Annotated in this window: 28 protein-coding genes; 26 read left to right on the top strand and 2 right to left on the bottom strand. The window is 30.0% G+C overall.

The annotated features are described in order from the left end of the window. Positions 1 to 63: 63 nt before the first annotated feature. Entirely contained in the window at positions 64 to 1,134 is a 1,071-nt protein-coding gene (prfA, locus tag D3Z33_RS04260) for a peptide chain release factor 1 (protein WP_160196553.1), read from the top strand. A 25-nt stretch (positions 1,135 to 1,159) separates the two neighbouring features. Here prfA and D3Z33_RS04255 read toward each other — a convergent pair whose 3' ends face one another. After that, positions 1,160 to 1,888 carry a ZIP family metal transporter gene (locus D3Z33_RS04255; protein ID WP_160196552.1) on the bottom strand — a complete coding sequence of 243 codons (729 nt, stop codon included), beginning with the start codon at positions 1,886 to 1,888 and terminating at the stop codon, positions 1,160 to 1,162. A gap of 125 nt (positions 1,889 to 2,013) precedes the next feature. Here D3Z33_RS04255 and D3Z33_RS04250 point away from each other — a divergent pair, with 125 nt between their 5' ends. From D3Z33_RS04250 to D3Z33_RS04215, 8 genes are all read left to right on the top strand, one after another. Continuing rightward, positions 2,014 to 3,051, top strand: a complete 1,038-nt coding sequence (locus D3Z33_RS04250) for an L-threonylcarbamoyladenylate synthase (RefSeq protein WP_160196551.1) — start codon at positions 2,014 to 2,016, stop codon at positions 3,049 to 3,051. 11 nt (positions 3,052 to 3,062) lie between these two features. After that, positions 3,063 to 3,743 (top strand): protein tyrosine phosphatase, encoded by a 681-nt coding sequence (locus tag D3Z33_RS04245; RefSeq protein ID WP_160196550.1) that lies wholly within the window; start codon positions 3,063 to 3,065, stop codon positions 3,741 to 3,743. A gap of 12 nt (positions 3,744 to 3,755) precedes the next feature. Further along, a complete protein-coding gene (gene rpiB, locus D3Z33_RS04240; RefSeq protein WP_160196549.1) occupies positions 3,756 to 4,202 on the top strand; it encodes a ribose 5-phosphate isomerase B in 447 nt (148 codons plus the stop codon). Positions 4,203 to 4,237: 35 nt separating this feature from the next. Then, complete coding sequence (gene upp / locus D3Z33_RS04235) at positions 4,238 to 4,867, top strand: uracil phosphoribosyltransferase (RefSeq protein ID WP_130805716.1); 630 nt, start codon at positions 4,238 to 4,240, stop codon at positions 4,865 to 4,867. A gap of 143 nt (positions 4,868 to 5,010) precedes the next feature. Continuing rightward, the gene (locus D3Z33_RS04230; protein ID WP_160196548.1) at positions 5,011 to 5,832 is read left to right on the top strand and encodes a pyruvate, water dikinase regulatory protein; all 822 of its coding nucleotides are present in this window, start codon (positions 5,011 to 5,013) and stop codon (positions 5,830 to 5,832) included. A 28-nt stretch (positions 5,833 to 5,860) separates the two neighbouring features. Next, entirely contained in the window at positions 5,861 to 8,485 is a 2,625-nt protein-coding gene (gene ppdK, locus D3Z33_RS04225; protein ID WP_160196547.1) for a pyruvate, phosphate dikinase, read from the top strand. 267 nt (positions 8,486 to 8,752) lie between these two features. Beyond that, a complete protein-coding gene (locus tag D3Z33_RS04220) occupies positions 8,753 to 9,964 on the top strand; it encodes a GNAT family N-acetyltransferase (RefSeq protein WP_160196546.1) in 1,212 nt (403 codons plus the stop codon). A gap of 22 nt (positions 9,965 to 9,986) precedes the next feature. Further along, positions 9,987 to 10,412 carry a deoxycytidylate deaminase gene (locus tag D3Z33_RS04215; protein ID WP_160196545.1) on the top strand — a complete coding sequence of 142 codons (426 nt, stop codon included), beginning with the start codon at positions 9,987 to 9,989 and terminating at the stop codon, positions 10,410 to 10,412. Between the two features lie 2 nt (positions 10,413 to 10,414). Here D3Z33_RS04215 and D3Z33_RS04210 read toward each other — a convergent pair whose 3' ends face one another. Further along, positions 10,415 to 11,587, bottom strand: a complete 1,173-nt coding sequence (locus D3Z33_RS04210; RefSeq protein ID WP_160196544.1) for a hypothetical protein — start codon at positions 11,585 to 11,587, stop codon at positions 10,415 to 10,417. Between the two features lie 346 nt (positions 11,588 to 11,933). Between D3Z33_RS04210 and D3Z33_RS04205 the strand changes: the two genes are divergently transcribed. The 17 genes from D3Z33_RS04205 (at position 11,934) to D3Z33_RS04125 (ending at position 26,346) form a co-directional block, all read left to right on the top strand. After that, entirely contained in the window at positions 11,934 to 13,868 is a 1,935-nt protein-coding gene (locus D3Z33_RS04205) for a BglG family transcription antiterminator (RefSeq protein ID WP_160196543.1), read from the top strand. Positions 13,869 to 13,871: 3 nt separating this feature from the next. Further along, the gene (locus D3Z33_RS04200; protein ID WP_130805724.1) at positions 13,872 to 14,153 is read left to right on the top strand and encodes a PTS sugar transporter subunit IIB; all 282 of its coding nucleotides are present in this window, start codon (positions 13,872 to 13,874) and stop codon (positions 14,151 to 14,153) included. Positions 14,154 to 14,167: 14 nt separating this feature from the next. Continuing rightward, the gene (locus tag D3Z33_RS04195) at positions 14,168 to 15,421 is read left to right on the top strand and encodes a PTS ascorbate transporter subunit IIC (protein ID WP_160196542.1); all 1,254 of its coding nucleotides are present in this window, start codon (positions 14,168 to 14,170) and stop codon (positions 15,419 to 15,421) included. Between the two features lie 13 nt (positions 15,422 to 15,434). Continuing rightward, positions 15,435 to 16,175, top strand: a complete 741-nt coding sequence (locus tag D3Z33_RS04190) for an SIS domain-containing protein (RefSeq protein WP_160196541.1) — start codon at positions 15,435 to 15,437, stop codon at positions 16,173 to 16,175. Positions 16,176 to 16,382: 207 nt separating this feature from the next. Further along, positions 16,383 to 17,729: a TIGR00366 family protein gene (locus tag D3Z33_RS04185; protein WP_160196540.1), complete on the top strand. Its 1,347-nt coding sequence runs from the start codon at positions 16,383 to 16,385 to the stop codon at positions 17,727 to 17,729. Between the two features lie 89 nt (positions 17,730 to 17,818). Next, positions 17,819 to 18,475 (top strand): acetate CoA-transferase subunit alpha, encoded by a 657-nt coding sequence (gene atoD, locus D3Z33_RS04180; RefSeq protein ID WP_160196539.1) that lies wholly within the window; start codon positions 17,819 to 17,821, stop codon positions 18,473 to 18,475. Further along, positions 18,475 to 19,134, top strand: a complete 660-nt coding sequence (locus tag D3Z33_RS04175) for a 3-oxoacid CoA-transferase subunit B (protein ID WP_160196538.1) — start codon at positions 18,475 to 18,477, stop codon at positions 19,132 to 19,134. The genes atoD and D3Z33_RS04175 overlap by 1 nt, the downstream gene beginning before the upstream one ends. Positions 19,135 to 19,279: 145 nt before the next feature. Then, the gene (locus tag D3Z33_RS04170) at positions 19,280 to 19,504 is read left to right on the top strand and encodes an AtpZ/AtpI family protein (protein WP_160196537.1); all 225 of its coding nucleotides are present in this window, start codon (positions 19,280 to 19,282) and stop codon (positions 19,502 to 19,504) included. A gap of 4 nt (positions 19,505 to 19,508) precedes the next feature. Further along, a complete protein-coding gene (locus D3Z33_RS04165; protein WP_160196536.1) occupies positions 19,509 to 19,892 on the top strand; it encodes an ATP synthase subunit I in 384 nt (127 codons plus the stop codon). Positions 19,893 to 19,925: 33 nt separating this feature from the next. Next, positions 19,926 to 20,606, top strand: coding sequence for a F0F1 ATP synthase subunit A (gene atpB, locus D3Z33_RS04160; protein ID WP_243153414.1), 681 nt, complete (start codon positions 19,926 to 19,928; stop codon positions 20,604 to 20,606). Positions 20,607 to 20,666: 60 nt separating this feature from the next. Then, a complete protein-coding gene (gene atpE, locus D3Z33_RS04155; protein WP_130805732.1) occupies positions 20,667 to 20,936 on the top strand; it encodes an ATP synthase F0 subunit C in 270 nt (89 codons plus the stop codon). Positions 20,937 to 21,037: 101 nt separating this feature from the next. Next, complete coding sequence (locus tag D3Z33_RS04150; RefSeq protein WP_160196535.1) at positions 21,038 to 21,550, top strand: F0F1 ATP synthase subunit B; 513 nt, start codon at positions 21,038 to 21,040, stop codon at positions 21,548 to 21,550. Then, complete coding sequence (locus D3Z33_RS04145; protein ID WP_160196534.1) at positions 21,538 to 22,104, top strand: F0F1 ATP synthase subunit delta; 567 nt, start codon at positions 21,538 to 21,540, stop codon at positions 22,102 to 22,104. The genes D3Z33_RS04150 and D3Z33_RS04145 overlap by 13 nt, the downstream gene beginning before the upstream one ends. After that, the gene (atpA, locus tag D3Z33_RS04140) at positions 22,101 to 23,615 is read left to right on the top strand and encodes a F0F1 ATP synthase subunit alpha (protein WP_160196533.1); all 1,515 of its coding nucleotides are present in this window, start codon (positions 22,101 to 22,103) and stop codon (positions 23,613 to 23,615) included. Before D3Z33_RS04145 ends, atpA begins: the two co-directional genes overlap by 4 nt. 25 nt (positions 23,616 to 23,640) lie before the next feature. Beyond that, on the top strand, positions 23,641 to 24,501 hold the full coding sequence (atpG, locus tag D3Z33_RS04135; RefSeq protein WP_160196532.1) for an ATP synthase F1 subunit gamma: 861 nt from the start codon (positions 23,641 to 23,643) through the stop codon (positions 24,499 to 24,501). Positions 24,502 to 24,524: 23 nt separating this feature from the next. Continuing rightward, positions 24,525 to 25,934 (top strand): F0F1 ATP synthase subunit beta, encoded by a 1,410-nt coding sequence (gene atpD / locus D3Z33_RS04130; protein ID WP_160196531.1) that lies wholly within the window; start codon positions 24,525 to 24,527, stop codon positions 25,932 to 25,934. A gap of 10 nt (positions 25,935 to 25,944) precedes the next feature. Further along, entirely contained in the window at positions 25,945 to 26,346 is a 402-nt protein-coding gene (locus tag D3Z33_RS04125; RefSeq protein ID WP_160196530.1) for a F0F1 ATP synthase subunit epsilon, read from the top strand. Positions 26,347 to 26,602: the final 256 nt, after the last annotated feature.

The raw sequence follows: 26,602 nt of genomic DNA, 5'->3' as shown, positions 1-26,602 counted from the left end.
TTCGACTTTTAAATAAATTTTTGATATAATATATTATTGGCGAAAGGGAATGAGGTGAAATAAATGCTAGAAAAGTTAGATTTTCTTGAAGAAAAGTATAAAGATTTAAACGGAAAGATAAGTGATCCAGATATAATAAACAATATAAATGAATGGCAAAAGTATGTAAAAGAACATGCTGAAGTAGAGCCCATTGTAATGAAATATAGAGAATATAAAGAAGTAACAGAACAAATAGAAGAATCAAAAGAAATGTTGAATGAAAAGTTAGAAGACGATTTCAAAGAAATGGTAAAAGAAGAATTAAACGAATTACAAAAAAATCAAGAAGAATTGCAAGAAGAAATTAAATTCTTACTCATACCAAAAGATCCTAATGATGAGAAAAATGTTATAGTAGAAATTCGTGCAGGAGCTGGAGGAGACGAAGCAGGTATATTTGCAGGAGATTTGTTCCGTATGTATTCAAGATATGCTGAAAGACAAGGTTTCAAAGTAGATATTATGAGTACAAGTTCACAAGGAGTAGGTGGATTTAAAGAAATAGTATTTATGATAAAAGGTAAAGGTGCCTATTCTAGACTAAAATATGAATCAGGAGTTCATAGAGTACAAAGAGTACCAGAAACAGAATCTGGTGGAAGAATTCATACTTCAACATCTACAGTTGCAGTACTTCCTGAAGTAGATGATGTAGAAGTAGAAATAAATATGAATGATGTAAGAGTTGATGTATACCGTTCATCAGGTAATGGAGGCCAAAGTGTTAATACAACTGATTCAGCAGTAAGACTTACTCATGTTCCTACAGGAATAGTAGTAGCTATGCAGGATGAAAAATCACAGCTCAAAAATAAAGATAAGGCATTTAAAGTATTAAAAGCAAGACTTTATGAAAAACAACTTTCAGAGCAAAATAAAGAAATAGCAGAAGCTAGAAAATCACAAGTAGGTACAGGAGACAGATCAGAGAGAATTAGAACATATAATTATCCTCAAGGTAGAATAACAGACCATAGAATAAATATGACAGTATATAAATTGGATAATTTTCTAGATGGGGATATAGAAGAAATGGTAGATGCTCTTATCACAACAGATCAAGCAGAAAAACTTAAAACTATAGAAAAATAATTAGCGAACTTTTTTGAGTTCGCTTTTATAATATATTTATTATAATAATACCAATAATAAAACCTAGACACAAAGTCACAGGTGCAAGTCTATTATTGTGGATATCTTTAGAGTTTGGGATAAGTTCTCCACATGTAATATAGAGCATAGTCCCTGCAGCAATAGCAAAACATAAACCTATAAATGAATTTGAAATACCTCCTAAGATGGTTCCAAAAAAAGCACCAATACCTGTAGGAATTCCTGCAAGTATTGAATAAATTATTATTTTTACTCCTTTAAATCCACTTATTTTTAAAGGAGTTGCCATAGCTATACCTTCAGGTAAATTGTGGAGAGATATTATAATAGCAAGTTTAAAACCCATATCAGATGTAAACATGAAACCAGAACCTATAGCAAGACCTTCAGGAATATTGTGTATAGCAATTGCAATGGCCATTAATAATCCAGATTTAATGAATTTATTATGATTTTTATTAATCTGTAATTTATATAATATATTTTCCATAAATACTACTATAATTGTTCCAACAAATATGCCAAAGGAAGTCATTTTTATATTTGATAATTCTATTGCTTCATAAATAAGATCAAAAGTTACAATAGAAAGCATAATACCTGCAGTAAAGCTAAGTATCAGTGAAAGTATCTTTTTATTATCATGGACAAAAAGTAAAGCAATTATTGCACCTAAACTGGTGCCTAATATTCCTACAATGAAACCTATTAAAGTATTATTAATTAATTGCATTTAATGCACCCCATAAAGTTTAAGATATATAATTTTATTCAAATAGGATTATAAATATACGTGTTGTATATAATGATAAAAATAATATATAATATTAAAAAGAAAATATGTATTAGAGGGATAATATGAATAAAAAAACAATCATAAAAAAATCAGATGAAGAAAATGCACTTGAATTAGCAGCTAGTATTTTGAGGAATGGTGGGTTAGTTGTTATACCTACAGAAACAGTATATGGATTAGGAGCAAATGCACTAAATACTGAAGCAGTAAAAAAAATATTCAAAGCAAAGGGAAGGCCACAGGATAATCCATTAATTGTTCATATATCAAATATAAATCAATTAAATTATTTAGTAAGAGACATAACAGATTCTGCTAAATTAGCAATAGAAAAGTTTTGGCCAGGACCTTTAACTTTAATAATGAAGAAAAAAGATATTATACCAGATATAATTACAGGAGGACTTGATACAGTTGCTATACGTATGCCTAAAAATAATATAGCTAGAAAAATAATAGAATTAGCTGATATTCCTGTTGCAGCACCTAGTGCTAATATATCAGGAAGACCAAGTCCAACATATATAAATCATGTTAAAGAAGACTTGTTTGGAAAAGTAGATATGATAATAGATGGCGGAAAAACAGATGTAGGTCTAGAATCTACTGTATTAGATGTAACTGGTAAAACTCCAATGATACTTAGACCAGGAGATGTAACTAGAGAAGACTTACTTGAAGTATTTGATGAAGTTGAACAAGATAAATCATTAAAAGATAAAGATATTGTACCTAAATCCCCAGGACAAAAATATAAACACTATTCGCCTAAGGCAAATATGAAGATAATTAGAGGAGATTTAGAAAAAATAATAAAAAGAATAAATATTTTAGATAGATATTATGGAGAAGAAGGATTAAAAGTGGGTATATTAGCAACAGAGGAAACAAAAGGAAGATATGAAAATAAAAATTTATTTGTATTGGGTTCAAGAAGAGACCCAAGTACTATAGCTTCTAACTTATTTTTAATGTTAAGAGAATTTGATAAATTAGATGTAGATATAATAATTGCAGAAGCTATAGAAGAAAAAGGTATAGGAAGTGCTATAATGAATAGGATGGAAAAAGCAGCAGGATACAATATAGAAAATGTATAGGAGTGATAATTATGAAAAACATTCTGTTTGTATGTACAGGAAATACCTGCAGAAGTAGTATGGCAGAGGCAATGCTAAAGGATATGACTGATGACGGTGAATTCAATATATATTCAAGAGGAGTAGCTGCAATAGATGGGACGGATGCATCAAAACAAGCAATAAGAGTACTGGATAGTATGGGAATAGATATGAGAAGTCATAAAGCGAAATCTCTTACAAAAAAAGATGTAGAAAAAGCAGATATAATACTTACAATGACAACTAACCATAAATCTTTAGTACTTAACTTATATCCTGAAGCAAAAAATAAATTATATACGTTAAAAGAATATGCAAATAAAGATATAAATATAAATGATATATTAGATGAAATAAATGAAATATATAAATCTATAAATCAAAAAAGAGCACATCTAATGGAACAAAGAAAAGGTGAAATTAGGAAGTTACAACAAAGAAAAAGAAAATTATTAAAAGAAATAGAAAGAATTGATATTGAATTAAAAGACTGGGAAAGAGATATAGAAGGTGAGTTGGAAGATCAAAAAGCTAAAATAACCAAATTACAAAGTAAAATACCATCACTTGATATAAAAGACCCATTTGGACAGCCTACATCTGTATATGAAAAAAGTGCAGAGGAAATAAAAGAAACATTAGAAAAAGTAGTAAAAAATTTAAAAGAGTGAGGAGAATAAATTATGAAAATAGCAATAGGAAGTGACCATGGAGGATATGGATTAAAACAAAATATAATCAAGTACTTAGAAGATTCAGGTTATGAATATAATGATTTTGGAACATATTCAGAAGACTCAGTTGATTATCCTGATTTTGGTAAAAAAGTTTCAGAGTCAGTAGCAAAAGGAGAATATGATAAAGGAATAGTAATATGTGGTACAGGAATAGGTATTTCCATAGCATGTAATAAAGTTCGTGGAATAAGATGTGCATTATGTTCAGATATTTATTCAGCTAAAAAAGCAGCAGAACATAATAATGCAAATATTATAGCACTTGGTGGACGTGTACTTGGTCAAGACCTTGCACAAGCTATAGTAGAAGCTTTTCTTTCATCAGAATTTGAAGCAGGTAGACACGAAAGAAGAGTAAATAAAATTATGGATATAGAAGAAAATATGTTATAATATTTAGCGATAAACAATTGAAAGGAGATGCATACATGGGAGAATTATTTGTAATGAACCACCCATTAATAAAGCACAAGATAACATTTATAAGAGACAAAAATACAGGACCAAAGGAATTTAGAGAACTTGTAAAAGAAGTTTCAATGCTTATGGGATATGAGGTTACAAGAAATTTAGAACTTGAAGATATAGAAATAGAAACACCAATTACTACAACAAAATCAAAAGTTATATCAGGAAAGAAATTAGGAATAGTTCCAATACTTAGAGCAGGACTTGGAATGGTAGAAGGAATGCTTACACTTCTTCCAGCAGCAAAAGTTGGTCATGTTGGTTTATATAGGGATCCTGAAACTTTACAAGCTGTAGAATATTATTGTAAATTACCAAAAGATGTAGAAGAAAGAACATTAATAGTAACAGACCCAATGCTTGCAACAGGTGTATCTGCAATATCAGCACTAGAAGCAATTAAAAAAAGAGGTGCAAAAGATATTAAATTAATGTGCCTAATAGCAGCACCGGAAGGTGTAAAAGCAATACAAGAAGCTCATCCAGATGTAGACATATATCTTGGTGAAATGGATGAAAAATTAAATGACCATGCATATATTGTACCAGGACTTGGTGATGCAGGGGATAGATTATACGGTACAAAATAATACGGTATATTAATGGAAAAGATAACTATAATAGTTGTCTTTTCTTTTTTTATTATAAAAAAGTATTGACAATATAATTAATATGACATACTATATATTTATAATGTTATATAGTATATCACATTATAAAAAGAGGTGACAAATTGGAAGAATTAAAAATATATATTATATCAGATTCATTAGGAGAAACTGGAGAAACAGTATTAAAAGCTGCAATGGCACAATTTAAAACAGATAATTATGAGATAAATAGATATTCTCATATAACAAATATGATGAAGCTTGAGACAATAATGAAAAAAGTAATTTTAGAACAAAATGTTTTAGTTTTATATACATTAGTTAATAAAGAACTAGTTAGTTTTATAGATGATTGCTCAAAAACGTTTCAAATTGCAACAATTGATTTGTTAAGTCCACTTATCAATGCCTTAAGTGAGAAGTTAGACAATAAACCACTTAGAAAATCAGGTACTATAAGGAGATTAGATGAAGCATATTTTAGTAGAGTGGCAGCAATAGAATTTGCAGTTAAATATGATGATGGCAAAGATCCAAGGGGGTTTTTAGAAGCAGATGTAGTATTACTAGGAGTATCTAGAACTTCTAAAACACCTTTAAGTATGTATTTAGCAAACAAAAATATAAAAGCTGCAAATTTACCATTAGTAAATGAAATAAAACCACCTAAAGAGATATATGAAATACCTAAAAAAAGAATAATAGGACTTACAAATTCACCAGAAAAATTAAATGAAATAAGAGAAGTAAGACTTAAGTCTTTAGGACTCAAAGAAAATTCAAGTTATGCAAGTTTTTCTAGGATATTAGAAGAATTAGAATATGCAGACAAAATAATGAGGAAAATAGGATGTCCTATAATTGATGTATCAAATAAAGCAATAGAAGAAACAGCAGAAATAGTAGTGTCATTATTAAATAAAAATGGTATTACTTTTCAATAAATATTAGAGATCAGAGAGGGGAATTTAAATGACAAATAAATATGTATATAACTTTAATGAAGGTAAAAAAGAAATGAAATCTTTACTTGGCGGAAAAGGAGCTAATTTAGCTGAAATGACTAATTTAGATTTGCCAGTTCCACCTGGGTTTACAATAACAACAGAAGCATGCAATAGATTTTATGAAGAAAATGAGAAAATATGGGTTGAATTACACGAGGAAATAAAAAAGCATTTAAAAGATTTAGAACAAAGACTTGGAAAAAGTTTTTCTGATGAAGATAATCCTTTACTTGTATCGGTACGTTCAGGTGCAGTTACTTCAATGCCTGGTATGATGGATACTATACTTAATTTAGGGTTAAATGATATATCAGTAAAAGGACTTGCAAAATCTACAGGTAATGAAAGGTTTGCATATGATAGTTATAGAAGATTTATTCAAATGTTTTCAGATGTTGCAATGGAAATACCAAAAGTAAGATTTGATAATTTACTTGATGATATGAAAGAAAAGAAGAATACAGAGCTTGATACAGATTTGACTAAAGAAGATTTAAAGAAATTAGTAGAACAGTACAAGGAAGTATACAGTGAAGAAATAGGAGAAGAATTCCCACAAGAACCTGTAAAGCAATTGGAACTTGCCATAGAAGCAGTATTTAAATCATGGAATAATCCAAGAGCTAGAGTATATAGAAAGATAAATAATATATCACATAAATTAGGTACAGCTGTAAATGTTCAATCAATGGTATTTGGTAATATGGGAGAAACTTCAGGTACAGGAGTAGCATTTACAAGAAATCCAGCAACAGGAGAAAATAAATTATTTGGTGAGTATCTTATAAATGCACAAGGGGAAGATGTTGTTGCAGGAATTAGAACACCACAAGAAATCTCTCATTTAGAAGTTAGTATGTCTGATGTATTTGAAGAATTTAAAAATATAACAAGAAAACTAGAAGAACATTATAAGGATATGCAAGATATTGAATTTACAATAGAAAATAAAAAATTATATATATTACAAACACGTACAGGAAAAAGAACAGCACAAGCTGCAATAAATATAGCAGTAGATCTTGTAAAAGAAGAAGTAATAGAAAAAGAAGAAGCTGTATTAAGAATAGAGCCAAATACATTAAATCAACTTCTTCACCCTACATTTGAACAAAAAGCATTAGAAAATGCAGAATTACTTTCAAAAGGTCTTGCAGCTTCTCCTGGTGCAGCTTCAGGTAGAATTTATTTCAATGCTCATGATGTAGTAGAAGCAAAAGCAAGAGGAGAAATGTGTATATTAGTAAGACAAGAAACATCACCAGAAGATATAGAAGGTATGGTATCAGCAGAAGGTATACTTACATCTAGAGGAGGAATGACATCTCATGCTGCAGTAGTAGCAAGGGGAATGGGAAAATGTTGTGTAGCTGGATGTAGTGAAATAAGAGTAAGTGAAGAGAAAAAAGAAATAAGGGTAAAAGACTTTGTACTAAAAGAAGGAGAATATATTTCTCTTGATGGAAGTACAGGTAATGTTTATAAAGGTAATATAAACAAAGTTCAACCAAAATTAAGTGGTAACTTTGGTGAATTTATGGAATGGGTAGATGAAATAAGAACTATGAGTGTAAGAACAAATGCAGACACACCAAAAGATGCTAATCAAGCATTGGAATTTGGAGCAGAAGGAATAGGTCTTTGCAGAACAGAGCATATGTTTTTTGATGAAAAGAGAATACCTTCTGTAAGGAAGATGATACTTTCTACAACAGAAGAAGAAAGAAAAAATGCACTTGCAGAATTATTACCATTCCAAAGAGAAGACTTTTTAGGATTATATAAAGTTATGAAAGAAAAGCCAGTTACAGTAAGACTTCTTGATCCACCATTACATGAATTTTTACCAACTAAAAAAGAGGATATAGAAAGTCTTGCAAAAGCTATGAATATAGATTATGAAAATATAATGGATAGAATAGAAGAACTTGATGAAGTTAATCCTATGCTTGGTCATAGAGGATGTAGACTTGCAGTAACTTATCCAGAAATATATAAAATGCAAGTGAGAGCAATAATAGAAGCTGCAATAGAAGTAAAACAAAATGGATTTAAAGATATCAAACCTGAAATAATGATACCACTTGTAGGACATATAGAAGAATTAAAATATGTAAAGGGACAAATAATTGAAGAAATAGAAGCAGTATTTAAGGAAAAAGAAATAGAAGTAGATTATATGATAGGAACAATGATAGAAATACCAAGAGCTGCAATAACAGCTGATGAAATAGCTACTGAGGCAGAATTCTTTAGTTTTGGAACAAATGACCTTACACAAATGGGATTTGGATTCTCAAGAGATGATGCAGGTAAATTCTTAGATGAATATGTAAACAAAGAAATATTAGAAAGAGATCCATTCCAAGCAATAGATAGAAAAGGTGTAGGAAAACTTATGGAGATAGCAGTTGAAGGTGGTAAATCAACAAGAGAAAATATAAAACTTGGAATATGTGGGGAACATGGAGGAGAGCCATCTTCAGTAGAATTCTGCTATGAATTAGGACTTCAATATGTATCCTGTTCACCATTTAGAGTACCAATAGCAAAACTTGCAGCAGCACAAGCAGTAGTGAAAAATATATAGTAGTAATCCATACTTTAGTTTAAATTAAGCAGATTTATTATATTAATATAATAAATCTGCTTTTTTATATTTATTTTAAATCAAAACTCTAGGGATTTACTTAAACCCAGTAACCTTAGTATTTTTAGTCATATAGGCAAATTGTCCCATGAAAAATTTTATGCTATAATAATTAATAATGTTTGACATAATAGTATTTATCCGATTGAAAATTTATTGCCTAACATCAAACTAAAGCAATCTGTTTGAAAAGAAAAGAGGGTTTTTATGGCGAGAGAAAAAAGATTAAAAATGAAGCGTGTTGAACTAGAACATCTTGAACAGTATAATCAGTTACTTAGGTATGTTTTTCAAGTTACTGATAATGAGCTACGTAAGGTAGGTTGGGAAGACCGTGACATGATTCGGGCAAAATCTCCTGTTTTACAGAAGGCTGATGTACTGGGATGGTTTGATGGAGATAAACTGGTTTCTCAGGTAGCAGTCTATCCTTTTAAGGTCAATATATTTAATAGAATATATGATATGGCTGGTCTTACTGGAGTAGGAACTTTTCCTGAGTACTCCAATATTGGGCTAATGCACAAACTTTTATATCAAGCACTTTTTAATATGAGAACTCGTAAGCAGTCTATATCTTTTCTTTATCCTTATTCAATTCCCTATTATCGTAGGAAAGGATGGGAAATTATTTCTGATAAGATTGTATTTGAAGTCAATGATTATCAGTTACCCAAAGTTAAACAAGTCTCAGGAGAAGTTGAACGTGTTGATACAAATAGTGAAGAAGTAAAAGAAGCTTATAGACGTTTTAGCAGTCAACGACATGGAGCTATGTTAAGAAACGATCTGGCCTGGAATGAATATTGGCTATGGGATTATGATGATTTGAATGCGGCTATCTACTACAATGAAAATAGAGAGCCTGAAGGCTATGTTTTGTATTGGATTGCCGATGAAGTGTTTCATATAAAAGACATGATTTTTATTAATGAAGAAGCTAGAACTGGCTTGTGGAATTTTATTAGTGCTCACTTCTCCATGATTTCAAAAGTAATAGGAAATACCCATACAGATGAACCATTGGCATTTTTGCTAGAAGATGCAGATATTAAGGAAACTATATCACCTTACTATATGGCACGAATTGTAGATATTCAGCAGTTTATTGATCAGTATCATTTTAAACCTGATAATAGGGAGCGTGTATGGACCTTTACTCTAGATGATCCAATGTTGTTGTGGAATCAAGGGGTTTTCACCCTTAAAATTGACATAAAGGGAAAAGGAGAAATCATTGCTACAAAGGAGAAAAGTGATTCAAGAATAGATATTCAAACTATGGTAACTATGCTATTAGGATATAAACGACCTGATTATCTCCATAAAATTGGACGATTGAAATGTAGTTCAGAAATAGTGGATATGCTAGAGGATTCTATTGAACAACAGACTCCATATTTTTCAGATTATTATTAAAATAAAAAAGAGGAGGAAAAACATGCGAAAAGATTGGGATAATTATTTCATGGATATAGCCTTAAAAGTTGCAGAAAGAAGTACATGCCCTAGGCTTCATGTAGGAGCTGTCATAGTAAAAGATAAGAGAATAAAAGGGACAGGATATAATGGGAGTCCTGCAGGTCTTCCTCATTGCGAAGATGTAGGGTGTCATATAGTGAATAATCATTGTACTCGTACAATTCATGCAGAAGTTAACTGTCTACTAGAAACTACACCAGATGAAAGAAAAGGTGCTACTATTTATGTAACACATCAGCCTTGTCCAGAATGTCAAAAACTTATAATAACATCGGGAATTACTAGAGTAGTATTTTTAAAAGATTATAGTCCATCAATAAATTGGTTTAAAGAATCACCAAATATAGAAGTAGTTTATTTAGATAATAATAAACCCACCAAATAATTTTAAATTGGTGGGTTATTATTATCTAATTTTGCTTTTAAAAAATCTCCTAGCATAAGTTCCATTTCAGCTTCACCTTTTAGAGGATAATTTTCAGCTAAATCTTTTAATTCATTTAAATATTTCAAGCTTTTTTCTTTATCTTTTTTGTAAAGACCTTCATAAGCCATCATAATTCTTTTTTTACTTACCATAAATTTTGAAGCTTTTATATATTTTTGAAGGCTTTTATTATATAATTTTTCTATTATTTCTTCGTTACAATCGCCTATAAGTTCCATAAACAACATTTCAGATTCCCATTCTAATCTATTTAATGAAATTGTGTATTGAGTAAAAGACTCTGCAAATTTTAATACTTGTCTTGCTCTTTTAAAATCCATATTATCTAAAAAGTAGTTATAAGTTATAAAAAACTTAGAAAAATTTAAAGAGTTTTTATAATTAACATCTTCTTTTAGTTTAAATTTTTCATACGGCATATCTTTTAATCTTTTCCCTTCAGTTAAAAGTCCATTTATTTCAAGTTGAAGGTGAAAAGATTCTCTTGCATTCTTATCTTTAATCATTGACAATAAATTATATGCATCGTTTCCTACTCCATTAATTTTCATAGGTATACCATTTGTTAGGGCACAAAGTATTCCACCAAGACTTATTAATATAAAGAAAACACTTAAGTAGGAAGAGTATTGTTTTGCAATTAATATAACTAATATGGATATAATTAAATTAAATATTACTCCACCTAAATTATATAATGTAAATGGGTATTTTCCATTTATCATATTAGGAGGCATCATTAGACATTGCCCTGCTGTACCAGCAATACTAAATCTTTTAAACTTAAATTTTCCTTGAAATTTTATTATTGTAAAAGAAGCAACTCTAAAAGATACAAATTTATATCCTGAAAGTAGTCCAAACACTAAATGTCCAGCTTCATGAATTATAATATGTATTAAATAACCTAGTATAAATATTAATAATAAAATATAGATATTAAAAAGTTCAATATATGCTTTTTCATTATTGATGTATTTTTGGAAAAAATCCTTTAAATAATTATTTGAAAGAAACCCAAGTATAAGTCCTAGACCAGCACATATTAATATAAATAAAATAGGTCCTAAATATTTGCCTTTTCTTTTGTTGTTTTTTACTACATTATCCATTAAATCAAATCCCCTTTATATATTATAAAGATTATTATATATTTTAAAGCAATATTTGAAAAGGGTTTTAAATTTATATTCAATATTTCCTCAAGCTTAAAAATACAAATAAGTTTATAATTGCTATTATTATTATATATTATTACTATTATAATAACTGAAGGATAGTTGCAACAGTAATCCTGTTAAACTATATTTTCAAGTAAGGATATTTATGCATATAGAAGTCTATTTAAGGAAATATAATTATATTCATATAAATTAACCTACTTGTGCAAAATCAGTGAATTTATTTGGTATTTAGATGTTTTTATTAAAATGATATTATTTATTTAAGGAGATTGCTATGAAAAAAAGAAATGAAAAAATACTTTATCAAATATTAAATAAAGAAGAAAATACTTTACATTCTTTATTAGAATATTTTAATATATCTAAAAGAACTTTATATTATTCTATAGGTGAAATAAATGATTTTATTAAGGAAATTGGAGAAATAAAAACTATAAATAGAAAAGTAATATTTATAGGGGATATTGAGAAACTAAAAAAGAAACTTGAATATTCCAATGAAATTTATTTTGATGCTAGTAAGAGAAGGATTGAATTGCTTAATATTATATTTATTAATCCACAAATTACTATTGAAGAGATGTCAGAAAAGTTTTTAGTAAGTAAAAATACTATTGTAAATGATATTTCTTTTATAAAAAAAATTTTAAAAAAGAGAAATATTATTCTTTATTATAAGGGAGAATATATATTAGATGGAAATGAAATAGATATAAGGGAATTATTTCTTAAAAATTTAGAGAATAAGCAATTTAATATAGTGGAAAATAAGCACATATTAGATTTTGATAAGGTATTTCAACTGGAATTAACAGATATTTCTTTGTTTTATTTAGAAAATCTCATAAATTTTATCCATACAAGAATTGAACAGGGATATATTCTTAATAAATATAATTTTGTAAATGAAGCAAAAGAATTTTTTTATTTTGATTATATACATGAGTTATTTGCTAAAGATATAAATATTAATATTTATGAAAGAGCGTATATAACAACGTATATAAGTTCATTATCAAGTTTGAAACCTATAATAGATGAACAAAAGATAATTGATATAGTTAGTAAATTAATTTCTCAGTTTAAAAATCAAGTATCTATAAATATAGAAGAAGAAGAAAAACTAAGAAACAATCTAAAAAGTCATTTTAAATCTTCTTATAATAGAATACGATTTCAGATTCCTATTGTAAATCCATTATTAGAAGAAATTAAAGAAAAGTATTCTGATATATTTAAAATTACAAAATTAATAATTGAAAATATCAAAGGATTTCCAGAGTTATCAGGCATAAGAGAAGAAGAAATTGCTTATATAAGTATGTATTTTGGAATATATTTCAAGAAAAAACCAGAATCCTTGAATAGAAACATGAAAAAAGTTCTTATAGTTTGTCATAAAGGAGCAGTGTTTTCTAAAATATTAGAAAAACAAATAGAAGAAAAATTTCCTTATATTGATATAGTAGCAACAACTCCTATAAAAGATATAGATAATTATCAAGGCGATTTTGACTATATAATTTCAACAGTATCTTTAAAGGGATATGAAAATGTTATAGTGGTAAATCCAATATTAAGTAATTATGATATACATCTTTTGTATGAAAAAATTATGGAATATGATGCTCAAGGTATAAGAATAGATATAAAGTCTCTTTTAGATGTAATCAAAAAATATTCTACAGTGCACAATGAAAAACTTTTAGAAAGAGAAATATTGCAAAAATTTTATAAGGTAAATAAAAAGGAGTTTGTTCAGCCAATGTTAAAAGAATTATTAACAGAAGATAGAATAGTATTAAAAGATAGTTTAGACAATTGGGAAGACGCTATAAAAATAGCATCTGAACCTTTATTAAATCAAAAAACAATAACTGATGAATATGTAGATGCAATGATAGATAGTGTTAAGGAACATGGACCTTATATAGTATTAACAGATTATTTTGCATTGCCACATGCTAGGCCAGAAAGTGGCGTTAAGGATATGAGCATGTCTATGCTAATATTAAAAGAACCTGTTGATTTATTAGGGAAGCCAGTAAATATTTTCACTGTCCTTGCTTCCATAGATAATTCATCTCATATAAAAGCTTTAGCTTCATTAACTGAAATAGTGGGAGATAAAGATAATATTGAAAAACTTAAATCTAGTAACAGTAGTAAAGAAGTAATTAAAATGATAAATAAAGAAGAGGAGGAATAATAAATGGAAATTTTAGCGGTATGCGGATTTGGAGTAGGGTCTTCAATGGTTTTAAAAATGACTCTAGACAAGGTATTTAAAGAATTAGGGGTAGATGCAAATGTTCAAACAATGGATCTATCATCAGCTAAAGGTGCTAAACCAGATGCAATTTTCACTTCTAAGGAAATAGCTAAAGACTTGAGAAATTCAACAACTTCTCCAGTATATGAAGTGGAAAAATATATGGATAAACAAGAAGTTAAAAGCGCAGTAGAAAAATTTATTAATGAAAATAAAAAATAAAAGGAGGAATATTAATGAGTTTTATAATTGATAACCTTTTTAGAAATCCCCCTGTATTATTAGGAATAATAGCAATAATAGGTCTTGCTTTACAAGGGAAAAAAATTGGCGATGTAATTAAAGGTGGTCTTTTAGCTGCTATTGGAATGTTTATATTACAGCAAGGTGTTAATATATTAGTTGGGTCAATAGCACCAATAAATGGATTATTTCAAGAAATTGCTGGTGGAGAAGTAACAGAAGGACTTAACGATATAACATTTACTTCAGAGTTTGGTGGAGAAGTTGGTCTTACAATGTTTTTCGCACTAGTATTACATCTTCTTATAGCTAGATTTACACCAATTAAAACTATATTTTTAACTGGTCACTTTTTATGGTGGTTCCCATTTATATTTGTAGCTGCAGGTGTAGAAGGGAATTTAAGTGGAGCTACTTTAATAATATTTGCAACAGTATTATCAGCATTATACTGGTCTATAGTTCCATGGTTATTAAAGCCTTTTGTTAGTGCTGTCACAGGAGATGATTCCTTTACACTAGGTCATCCATCAGGAATTTTAGCTTTAATATCAGGATTTATAGCTAAGAAGTTTGGAAACAAAGAAAGATCAACAGAAAGTTTAAAGATACCAGAAAGTTTATCATTCTTTAAAGAAGTATCTATTACTGGTGGTATAGTAGTATTTTTAATGTTCTTATTTTTAGGATTAACTGTAGACGGTGCATTTGAAGCAGAAGCACAACCAATAGTATTTTATGCAATAAATCAAGGATTCATGTTTGGTGCAGGCCTAGTAATAATGCTACAAGGTGTACGTATGTTAGTAAATCAAATATTACCTGCATTCCAAGGAATATCAGAAAAACTTATACCTAATTCAGTACCTGCATTAGATGCTCCAATATTATTTAACTATAAACCAAACGCAGCAATTATTGGATTTGTTACAGCAATGGTAGTATCCACAATAGTTATATTAATAGCTAATAGTTTTAATGTATTTGGTTTGATGCTTATACCTTTAGTTATTACAAGTTTCTTTGAATGTGGAGCAGCTGCAGTAATAGGAGAAGGTCAAGGCGGACTTAGAGGAGCAATTATCGGTACCAGTTTTTCAGCAATAGTTATGGTAGGTTTAGTAGGTATTTCAGCTATAATATACTCTGGTACAATTCAAAACTGGATTTTAATTTTCGGAGGAAATGATCTTTCGCTTTGGGGTACAATTTCTCAATATATAGCTAAATTAATTTCTCTAATATAAAGGAAGTGAGTTTTTGAAAGCATATAATAGATATTTTAATAAAGTTAAAGAAATATTAGAAATAGTAGAAGAAAACGAAAAAGAAAATATAGAAAAAGTAGTAGATTTATTTGTTAAAGCTATAGAAAACAAAAATAGTATATTTACTTTTGGAGCATCACATGCTGGAATAATATCAGAAGAACTATTTTATAGAGCAGGTGGACTTGCTTTAATAAACCCTATTTTTGAACCTTCAATAATGTTAAACATAAGGCCTATCACATTTACAAGTGAAATGGAAAGTTTAGTTGGATATGGTGAATTAATAGCTGATAAAGTAGATATAAAAAAAGACGATGTTATTTTATGTCATTCAGTTTCAGGAAGAAATTCTGTAATGATAGATTTTGCAAATAAAGCAAAGGAAAAAGGAGCTAAAATAATAGGTCTTACTAATGTATCTTATTCATCTCAAGTAGAATCTAGACATCCATCAGGGAAAAGATTAATGGATATTGCTGATATAGTAATAGATAATCATGGAGAAAAAGGTGATGCTACTATTAAAGTAGAAGGTCTAGAGCAAAAAGTATCTCCTACATCTACTGTAGTAGGAAGTACTATAGTAAACTCCATAGTTGCACAAGTGGCAGAAGAACTAATGAATAAAGGTATAACACCACCAATACTTTTTAGTGCAAATATAGATGGTGGAAAAGAACATAATAATAAAATATTTGAAGAATATAAAGATTCAATTTATTACCTGTAGAAAGCATTGGTGGTCTTAATACCACCAATGCTTTTATTAATTATATCATTACAGTGTCTGATATCTCATACACTGTATTAAAATATGAACATGATTTAAATATAGAGTATAATCAAAAGAAGCTATATACTCATTATAAGGTTTAAATTAGATGGCACGGTATTTGCATTATTGTATTTCATAAATAAATTGTAAGGGGGAGAAATAATGTTTAAAAAATTTACAAATGCATGTGTAGCAGTAGTACAAAAATATTTACCAGATCCATTTTTGTTTGCTGCAATACTTACTTTTATTGTATTTTTAGCAGGTGTTTTTGTAACAGATCAAAGTCCATTAGCTATGATAGTTCATTGGGGAGATGGATTTTGGGGACTGTTAGCATTTTCAATGCAAATGGCACTAGTTTTAGTAACAGGTCATACTTTAGCAAATGCACCTATTATAAAGAAAGGGCTAAGAAAATTAGCATCAATACCAAAGACTCCTATGCAAGCAATACTTGCAGTTACTTTTGTTGCAATAGCAGCTTGTTGGATTAACTGGGGATTTGGATTAGTAATCGGAGCGTTATATGCAAGAGAGCTTGCAAGACAAATTAAGACTGTAGACTATAGATTATTAATAGCTTCAGCTTATTCAGGTTTCGTAGTATGGCATTCAGGTATATCTGGATCTATACCACTAAAGCTTGCAACAGCAGGAGAAGGTTTAGCAGAAGCAACAGCAGGAGTAGTAACAAATCCTATAGCAACAAGTGAAACTATATTTTCACCATATAATCTAATTATATTTGGAATAATACTATTAACAATGCCTTTTATAAACAGAGCGATGCATCCAAAACCAGAGGATGTAGTGTCTGTAGATCCAGAATTATTAGTAGATGAAGATTTAAGTGTAGAGGTAGAAAATCCAACATTTGCAGATAAGATGGAAAATAGTTCTATATTATCTATCTTAATAGGAGCAATGGGACTAATATTTATAGTTAATTATTTCATAAACAATGGATTTGATTTAAACTTAAATATAGTTAACTTTATATTCCTATTTTTAGGCATAATACTTCATGGTACACCTAGAAAATTCTTAGATGCTATAATTATTGCAACAAGAGGAACTGCAGGGATAATATTACAATTCCCATTTTATGCAGGAATAATGGGTATGATGACTGGACTCAGCTCATCAGGTAGTTCTCTTGCAATAGTTATATCAAATGGATTTGTAAGTATCTCTAATGAAACAACATTTCCGTTTTTCAGTTTCTTAAGTGCAGGAGTAGTTAACTTCTTTGTACCTTCTGGTGGGGGACAATGGGCAGTACAGGCACCAATAATGATGCCAGCAAGTGCAGAACTTGGAGTTTCGGCTGCAAAAACAGGAATGAGTATAGCTTGGGGAGATGCTTGGACCAATTTAATACAACCATTCTGGGCGCTACCAGCACTGGGTATTGCAGGACTTGGAGCAAGAGATATTATGGGATATTGTATAATAGACCTAATATATACAGGAGTAATAATCTCCTTGGGATTAATGTTTTTATAGTATAGTTTCTAGATAGTTTCTAGAAAATGATTTTTTTATGTGATAACATAGTATTGATAACAAACAAATAAATTTTGGGGGTGCAACAAATGAACAAACAAATTTCTATCGAACAAGCTATAGAAAAAATAGAAGATGGAATGACTATAATGGTAGGTGGATTTTTAGCTGTAGGGTCACCTAATAAGCTTGTTGATGCTTTAGTAGAAAAAAATGTAAAAGATTTAACATTAATAGCAAATGATACAGCTTTTATAGATAAAGGAGTAGGAAAATTAATAGTAAACAAGCAAGTTAAAAAAGTTATAGTAAGTCACATAGGTACAAACAAAGAAACAGGAAGACAAATGAATGAAAATGAATTAGAGGTAGAACTAGTGCCTCAAGGAACATTTGTTGAAAGAATAAGAGCAGCAGGATTTGGACTTGGAGGAGTACTTACACCTACAGGAGTTAATACAATTGTAGAAGAAGGTAAAAAGAAAATAGAAGTAGAAGGTAAAGATTATTTACTCGAAACACCTTTAAAAGCAGATATTGCATTGTTAAAAGGAGAAACAGTAGATAAAAAAGGAAATATCCGTTACGATAAAACAGCAAGAAATTTCAATCCAACAATGGCTACAGCAGCAGATACTGTTATAGTAGAAGCAGATAATTTAGTTGAAATAGGCGAAATAGATCCAGAAAATGTTATTACACCAAGCCTATTTGTAGACTATATTGTTGATGGAGGTGAAAAGTAATGGATAAAAATAAAGTAAAAGAAATAATAGCAAAAAGAGTAGCAAAAGAATTTGTAAATGGAGATGTAATAAATTTAGGAATAGGTCTTCCTACACTTGTAGCTAATTTTATTCCAGATGAAATGGATGTAATTTTTCAATCTGAAAATGGATTTGTAGGACTTGGACCAACTCCAGAAAAAGGTTCAGAAGATGATAACTTAACAAATGCAGGTGGTCAACATGTTACAATTAAAAAAGGTGGAGCATTTTTTGATAGTGCATCTAGCTTTGGAATAATCAGAGGTGGTCATGTTGATGCAACTGTTTTAGGAGCTCTTCAAGTGGACTCAGAAGGTAGTCTTGCCAATTGGATGATACCAGGTAAAATGGTACCAGGAATGGGTGGAGCAATGGATCTTGTAGTAGGTGCAAAAAAAGTTATAGTAGCTATGACTCATACTGCAAAAGGAAATCCTAAAATACTTAAAAAATGTTCATTACCTCTTACAGCAAAATCTCAAGTAGATTTAATTATAACAGAAATGGGAGTAATGGAAGTAACAGATAAAGGTTTAGTTCTTAAGGAAATAGGACCTGAAACAACAATAGAACAAATAAAAAATGCAACAGAAGCAGAGCTTATAATAGATGAAAATCTAAAATCTATGGAAATATAAAAAAGCAGAGATCTCTCTGCTTTTTTTGTGGGAAATTGACAAAATAAAATCAAATTTTTATCAAAACTCTTCTTGAGATTAATAACTTTTTGGATTATAATAGAATATATATTGTCTAACTATTCAAATATATAGGAGGAGTTCAATGTCTAAGAAAAGCACCTCTAAAGCTTTAGAAAATATAGCATTAATAACACAAATAGGTATATCTATGGCAGTACCTATAATCGGAAGTATATTTTTGGGTAATTTTTTAGATAAAAAATTAGGTACAAATATACTTTTTCTTATAGTGTTTTTAATACTAGGTGTCGGGGCTGCATTTATGACATTATTTAAAATGACTTCAAGGATGAGTAATAGGAAGTGATCTATTGAGTTTAACAAAAAATACTGAATACAAAATATTTAGAAGGGTAATAATATTTACGCTTATCATTATAGGTATAATACTACTTGCTATACCAAACCCTAAAGATGATATTTTAGGTCTTATCTTTGGATCGATAATTAACTTACTTAATTTTAGACTTATGAGTTTGTCTCTAGCCAAAGCAATGAAGATGCCACAAGCGAAAATTATGCCATATGTTGTAGGGAGCTATATGGCTAGATATATAATTTATGGTATAGTGCTTGCTATAGCTGCACTAGCCGACTATTTAAATTTTTATACAGTAGTGCTAGGTTTTTTTATGGTCAAAATAGTCATAATGTCTGATACATTTTATGATATGGTTAAAAAAAGAACTAGCTAAAGCTTTACAAACTGAAGAGAGGAGGTCATATATTTGGACAATATCAAGGGGATATTATTTGAGTTTATGGGTAAGGAAATTTACATACACTCAACAGTAATTAATTCATGGATAGTAGTATTATTGTTGTCCCTATTTGCAATATATGTAAGTAAGAAAATAAAGGCATCAGATCCTACTAAGAAACCCACAGGTATAGTAAATATAGTAGAAATAATAGTTGTGCAAATAGAAAAACTAGTAAAAGATACTATGGGGCCAGACAAGATGAAATTTGCTCCCTATATTGGAACACTTGCACTTTATCTTGCAGTAGCAAATTTATTTGGATTAATTGGATTTGCTCCGCCTACATCAGACTATAATGTAACACTAGCATTAGCTATAATTACCTTTATATTGACACAATATTTTGGTATCAAGAGCAAAGGACTAGGTGGTTATTTCAAAGGATTCTTTGAACCAATACCATTTTTATTTCCAATAAATGTAATAGGTGAGCTTGCAAACCCTATATCACTATCATTCCGTTTGTTTGGTAATATATTATCCGGTGTTATTATAATGGGACTTTTATATAGTGCAGTAGGTTATTTTGCACCAGTTGTAACTCCTGTATTTCATGCTTATTTTGATTTATTTGCAGGATTAATTCAAACATTTATATTTATTATGCTTACAATGGTATTTGTATCAATGGCAATGGATGACTAAGATTAATTTTTTAAAAGATATTAAACTAAAAAACTATTTAAAATTAGAGGAGGAAACAAAATGTTAGAAGGAATTTCAAGTGAAGCGTTTATATTAGGATGTTCAGCAATAGGAGCAGGTCTTGCTGCAATAGCAGGTATAGGTCCTGGTATAGGTCAAGGTTATGCAGCAGGTAAAGCAGCAGAAGGAGTAGGAAGACAACCAGAAGCACAAGGAGATATAATTAGAACAATGATCCTAGGTCAAGCAGTTGCAGAAACAACTGGTATTTATGGACTAGTTATAGCTATAATATTATTATTTGTAAGACCTTTATTAGGAGCTCTTTAAAAAATAATAAATTTAAAGAGGTGGGGGAACACCTTCCCATCTCTTATTGTTGTAGCTAAAACTAATTAAAATGTCAGTAATTACTGAAGGGAGGATTATGAATGGTACCTGAAATTCATGTGTTACCTGATCCGTTCAATTTTACACTTCAATTATTAGCAACACTTGTACTTTTTCTTGTGCTTAGACATTTCTTATGGGATACAGTAAAGGAATCTTTAAATAAAAGACAAGAAAGTGTCCAAAATGATTTAGATAGAGCAGAAAAAGAAAAAGTGGAAGCTATGAAATTAAAAGAAGAGTATCAAGCTAAAATTGAAGATGCAAAAGGTGAAGGAAAAGAAATTATAGAGTCTTCAAGGAAAAAAGCAGAAGATATAAAAGAAGATATAGTAAATAACGCGAAAAAAGAATCAAATGATATGATAAATAGAGCTAAGAAAGAAATAGAAAGAGAACAAAGGCAAGCTAGAATGGAACTAAAAAATGAAGTGGTAGAACTTGCAATGCTTGCTGCAAGCAAAGTAATAGATAAAAATTTAGATAAAGAAGCCCATGCGGGGATGATTGATAAGTTTATTGATGAGGTAGGGGAATCAAAATGGCAGAATTAGTATCTAAAAGATATGCTGAAGCTCTATTTGAAGTAGCCCTTGAACAAGAAAACTTAGAAAAATTTAAAGAAGAAATTATTGGAGTATCAGATATATTTGAAAGTGAAAAAGAACTTAAAGTTGTATTTGAGCATCCAAAACTTTCAACAGATGAGAAAAAAGATATTCTAAATAATCTTTTTAAAAATAGAATAACTGAAGAAGTTTTAAACTTCTTATATATCATAGTAGATAAAGGAAGAGAAAAATATATTTCTGATATAAAAGATGAATATATTGTGCTTTTCAATAAAGAATATGGAATAGTAGAAGGAAAAGCTATAACAGCAATTGAAATGGCACAAGAAAAATTAGAAAGATTAGAAAAAGAATTATCTAAAAAATTAAATAAGACAATAAAATTAGAAAATAAAGTTGATTCAACTGTATTAGGTGGAGTGCTTGTAAAAATAGGCGACAAGGTTATAGATTCAAGCGTTAAAGGTACAATAGATGAAATGTCAAAACAACTAAATAACGCTACAGTAACTAAGAAAGAGGTGGAAATGAAGTGAACCTAAGACCTGAAGAGATTAGCTCAATTATAAAAGAGCAAATTAAAAATTATAAAAAAAGAATAGACGTAGAAGATGTAGGAAGTGTACTTGAAGTTGGAGATGGTATCTCCAGGGTATATGGACTTGAAAATTGTATGGCAGGAGAACTTCTTGAATTCCCTGGTGAAATATATGGTATGGCTTTAAACTTAGAAGAAGATAATGTAGGTTGTGTGTTACTTGGATCTGATGATAACATAAAAGAAGGCGATACTGTAAAGAGAACTGGAAGAATAGTAGAGGTTCCAGTAGGGGATCAAATGATAGGTAGAGTAGTAAACGCTCTAGGCCAATCCATAGATGGAAAAGGTGCAATAGAATCAGATAAATATAGACCAGTAGAGCAAAAAGCATCTGGTGTTATAACAAGAAAATCTGTATCTGTACCACTTCAAACAGGAATAAAAGCAATTGACTCTATGATTCCTATAGGACGTGGACAGAGAGAACTTATCATTGGTGATAGACAAACAGGTAAAACAGCAATAGCAATAGATACAATATTAAATCAAAAAGATCAAGATGTAATATGTATATATGTTGCAATCGGGCAAAAGAAATCAACTGTTGCAGGTATATATGAGAATTTACAAAAAAGAGGAGCAATGGACTATACTATAATAGTTTCAGCAACAGCAAGTGAGCTTGCTCCACTTCAATATATAGCACCATATGCAGGAGCTGCAATGGGTGAAGAATTTATGTTTAATGGTAAAGATGTACTTATAATATATGATGATCTTTCTAAACATGCGGTAGCTTATCGTACAATGAGTTTACTTCTTAGAAGACCACCAGGACGTGAAGCTTATCCTGGAGACGTATTCTATCTTCATTCAAGACTTTTAGAACGTGCAGCAAGGTTAAATGAAGATTATGGTGGAGGTTCTATGACAGCACTTCCAATAATAGAAACTCAAGCAGGAGACATCTCAGCATTTATTCCAACAAATGTTATATCAATTACAGATGGACAGATATTCCTAGAGACAGACCTTTTTGCATCAGGACAAAGACCTGCTATAAATGCGGGACTTTCAGTATCTCGTGTTGGTGGAGATGCACAAATTAAAGCAATGAAAAAAGTTTCAGGGACACTTAAAATTGACCTTGCACAATACAGAGATCTTCAATCATTTGCACAATTTGGTTCTGATTTAGATAAAGAAACTAGAACTGCTCTTGATCGTGGAGAGAGAATAATGGAAGTATTAAAACAACCTCAATATTCACCAGTAAATGTAGAGCATCAGGTAATGATACTTTTCGCTGTAACTAAAAAATACTTAAGAGATATACCAGTAGAAAAGGTAAAAGAATTTGAATCAGAATTTATTAAATATATGGATACAAATCATCCTGAAATAGGGAAATCAATTATAGATAATGGAAAGCTTTCAGAAGAAGACGAAAAAATTCTTAGAAAAGGAATAGAAGATTTCAAAGAAGAATTTAAAAAAACTATGTAAGCTTTTAAAGAAAAGAGGTGTTTAGATGGCTCAAGAAAGCATGCAAGATATCAAAAGGCGTATAAAAAGTGTAGGTAGTACAAAACAGATTACAAATGCCATGGAACTTGTAGCTTCTTCAAAACTTAAAAAGGCTAGAAAAAGGCTAGAAAAAACTGAGCCGTATTTCCTTACAGTAAGTAGAAGTATAAAAGATATATTAGCAAGTTCTAGAGGAATAAGCCATCCTATGCTTGAAAAAAGAGAAGTTAAAAATAAATGTTATATAATAGTTACATCAGATAGAGGATTATGTGGTGGATATAATGTAAATATCATAAAAAAAGTAGAAGCTGATATGGGTTCAAAAGATAGCTCTAAAATGATAACTATAGGTCAAAAAGGAAAAGTACATTTTAAAAGAAGAAATTATGATGTTAAAGGTTCTTTTACAAATATATCAGAAGACCCTACATTTATGGATGCAACTCAAATAGGCAATATGGCACTTAAGCTTTATGAAGATGGGGAAGTAGATGAGGTAAATATAGCATATACTCAATTTAAAAGCACAATTAATCATGAACCTACTATTTTAAAATTACTTCCTGCACAAAATATTGCAGAAGAAAAAGCAGAAGGCAAAAGAATACTTACAGAATACGAGCCTTCTCCTGAAGTAGTACTTGATTATCTTATACCGAAATATATAAGAAGTACAATATATGGAGCAATGATAGAATCATCCGCATCAGAACAAGGTGCAAGAAGAATGGCTATGGAATCAGCAACTGACAATGCAGAAGAAATGATAGATGATTTAAATCTTAAATATAACAGAGCTCGTCAAGCTGCAATTACACAAGAAATTGCAGAAATAGTAGGTGGAGCAGAAGCATTACAATAAGGATTAGAAAAGGAGTTGAAAATATGGCTGAATCAAACATAGGAAATATTGTTCAGATAATCGGACCAGTAGTTGATATTCGATTTGATGAAGAAAATCTTCCTAACCTATTAAATGCCATAAAAATAAAAGGCAAAGATGGAGAAGAAATTACAGTAGAAGTTTCTCAACATATAGGTGATGATATTGTAAGATGTATATCAATGGATTCCACAGATGGTTTTGTAAGAGGAATGGAAGCAATGGATACAGGAGCTCCAATAAGTGTACCAGTAGGAGAAAATACACTAGGTAGAATGTTTAATGTTACAGGAGATGCAATAGATGGAAAGGAAAATGTTACAACAGGACCTACATCTCCAATTCATAGAGAAGCACCTCCATTTGAAGAACAACAGACTTCAACAGAAATATTTGAAACTGGAATAAAAGTAGTAGATTTAATCTGTCCATATTCTAAAGGTGGTAAAGTAGGTTTGTTTGGTGGTGCTGGAGTTGGTAAAACAGTACTTATTCAGGAACTTATAAATAACATAGCAACAGAGCATGGTGGACTTTCAGTATTTGCTGGAGTTGGAGAAAGAACAAGAGAAGGTAATGACCTTTATTATGAAATGAAAGATTCAGGGGTGCTTGATAAGACATCTCTAGTGTTTGGTCAAATGAATGAGCCACCTGGGGCACGTATGAGAGTTGGTCTTACTGGACTTACAATGGCAGAACATTTTAGAGATCAAGCAGGTCAAGATGTACTTTTATTTATAGATAATATATTTAGATTTACACAAGCAGGTTCTGAAGTTTCAGCATTACTTGGACGTATGCCATCTGCAGTTGGTTATCAGCCAACACTTGCAACAGAAATGGGTAGACTTCAAGAAAGAATAACTTCAACTAAAAAAGGATCAATAACATCAATACAAGCAGTATATGTACCAGCAGATGACCTTACTGACCCGGCGCCTGCAACAACATTTGCTCATCTTGATGCTACTACAACTCTATCTCGTTCTATATCAGAGCTAGGAATTTACCCTGCAGTTGATCCTCTAGATTCAAACTCTAGAATACTTGATCCACAAATAGTAGGAGAAGAGCATTATAATACTGCACGTAGAGTACAGGAGATACTTCAAAAATATAAAGAATTACAAGATATTATAGCAATACTTGGTATGGATGAATTATCAGAAGAAGATAAGATTACAGTTTCACGTGCTAGAAGAATACAACGTTTCTTATCTCAACCATTTACAGTAGCAGAACAATTTACTGGAATAAATGGAGAATATGTACCTTTAAAAGAAACTATAAGAGGATTTAATGAAATATTAGAAGGAAAACATGATGATCTTCCAGAAGCAGCATTCTTATTAGTTGGAACAATAGAACAAGCAGTAGAAAAAGCTAAGAAGATAAGAGAAGAAGAGTAGAGGTGATAAAATGTCAGCTACATTTGATCTCGAAATAGTAACTCCAGATAGAAAATTCTTTGAAGATGAAGTTGAAATGGTAGTAGTTAGGGGTTTAGAAGGTGATGTGGGAATATTAAAAAATCACACTCCTTATGTAACACCTCTTGCAATAGGCAGAGTAAAGATAAAACAAAATGGTAAATATCGTGAGGCAACAGTTGCAGAAGGCTATTTAGATGTTACAAAAACGAAAACAACAATAGTTACAGATGCAGCAGAATGGCCAGAAGAAATAGATTTAAATCGTGCAGAATTAGCTAAAAAGCGTGCAGAAGAAAGATTAAAGAGAAAAGAAAGTGATATGGATGCACAGAGAGCAGAGATTGCACTTAAAAAAGCTATAAATAGAATAAATATGAAAAGAAGATGAAAAGATAGGTAAATTTACCTATCTTTTTTTTGAATTTATTAATAAATATTAGACAATTAATAATATGATTGATATAATATTATAGCTAGATATTAAATGTTAATTATTTTTTTTATTGGGTAAGAACATCATAGCAATACATTACTTTTCTCTAAAAATTTAAATAAAAAAATGTATAAAGGACAAGTTACATTGTCAATACTATTTATTGAAAGGGAAGAGTACACAGAATGTAAAAATGTTTTTGTCCCCCTTT

Source organism: Senegalia massiliensis, assembly GCF_009911265.1.
Classification (GTDB): Bacteria; Bacillota; Clostridia; order Tissierellales; family SIT17; genus Anaeromonas; species Anaeromonas massiliensis_A.
Note: the sequence above shows the minus strand (reverse complement) of the source record. Positions and strands in the feature narration are given on the sequence as shown.

Coding starts and splice junctions, on each gene's coding strand:
- prfA (WP_160196553.1), top strand. CDS start 64: ATGCTAGAAAAGTTAGATTTTCTTGAAGAAAAGTATAAAGATTTAAAC.
- D3Z33_RS04255 (WP_160196552.1), bottom strand. CDS start 1,888: ATGCAATTAATTAATAATACTTTAATAGGTTTCATTGTAGGAATATTA.
- D3Z33_RS04250 (WP_160196551.1), top strand. CDS start 2,014: ATGAATAAAAAAACAATCATAAAAAAATCAGATGAAGAAAATGCACTT.
- D3Z33_RS04245 (WP_160196550.1), top strand. CDS start 3,063: ATGAAAAACATTCTGTTTGTATGTACAGGAAATACCTGCAGAAGTAGT.
- rpiB (WP_160196549.1), top strand. CDS start 3,756: ATGAAAATAGCAATAGGAAGTGACCATGGAGGATATGGATTAAAACAA.
- upp (WP_130805716.1), top strand. CDS start 4,238: ATGGGAGAATTATTTGTAATGAACCACCCATTAATAAAGCACAAGATA.
- ppdK (WP_160196547.1), top strand. CDS start 5,861: ATGACAAATAAATATGTATATAACTTTAATGAAGGTAAAAAAGAAATG.
- D3Z33_RS04220 (WP_160196546.1), top strand. CDS start 8,753: ATGGCGAGAGAAAAAAGATTAAAAATGAAGCGTGTTGAACTAGAACAT.
- D3Z33_RS04215 (WP_160196545.1), top strand. CDS start 9,987: ATGCGAAAAGATTGGGATAATTATTTCATGGATATAGCCTTAAAAGTT.
- D3Z33_RS04210 (WP_160196544.1), bottom strand. CDS start 11,587: ATGGATAATGTAGTAAAAAACAACAAAAGAAAAGGCAAATATTTAGGA.
- D3Z33_RS04205 (WP_160196543.1), top strand. CDS start 11,934: ATGAAAAAAAGAAATGAAAAAATACTTTATCAAATATTAAATAAAGAA.
- D3Z33_RS04200 (WP_130805724.1), top strand. CDS start 13,872: ATGGAAATTTTAGCGGTATGCGGATTTGGAGTAGGGTCTTCAATGGTT.
- D3Z33_RS04195 (WP_160196542.1), top strand. CDS start 14,168: ATGAGTTTTATAATTGATAACCTTTTTAGAAATCCCCCTGTATTATTA.
- D3Z33_RS04185 (WP_160196540.1), top strand. CDS start 16,383: ATGTTTAAAAAATTTACAAATGCATGTGTAGCAGTAGTACAAAAATAT.
- atoD (WP_160196539.1), top strand. CDS start 17,819: ATGAACAAACAAATTTCTATCGAACAAGCTATAGAAAAAATAGAAGAT.
- D3Z33_RS04175 (WP_160196538.1), top strand. CDS start 18,475: ATGGATAAAAATAAAGTAAAAGAAATAATAGCAAAAAGAGTAGCAAAA.
- D3Z33_RS04170 (WP_160196537.1), top strand. CDS start 19,280: ATGTCTAAGAAAAGCACCTCTAAAGCTTTAGAAAATATAGCATTAATA.
- atpE (WP_130805732.1), top strand. CDS start 20,667: ATGTTAGAAGGAATTTCAAGTGAAGCGTTTATATTAGGATGTTCAGCA.
- D3Z33_RS04150 (WP_160196535.1), top strand. CDS start 21,038: ATGGTACCTGAAATTCATGTGTTACCTGATCCGTTCAATTTTACACTT.
- D3Z33_RS04145 (WP_160196534.1), top strand. CDS start 21,538: ATGGCAGAATTAGTATCTAAAAGATATGCTGAAGCTCTATTTGAAGTA.
- atpG (WP_160196532.1), top strand. CDS start 23,641: ATGGCTCAAGAAAGCATGCAAGATATCAAAAGGCGTATAAAAAGTGTA.
- atpD (WP_160196531.1), top strand. CDS start 24,525: ATGGCTGAATCAAACATAGGAAATATTGTTCAGATAATCGGACCAGTA.
- D3Z33_RS04125 (WP_160196530.1), top strand. CDS start 25,945: ATGTCAGCTACATTTGATCTCGAAATAGTAACTCCAGATAGAAAATTC.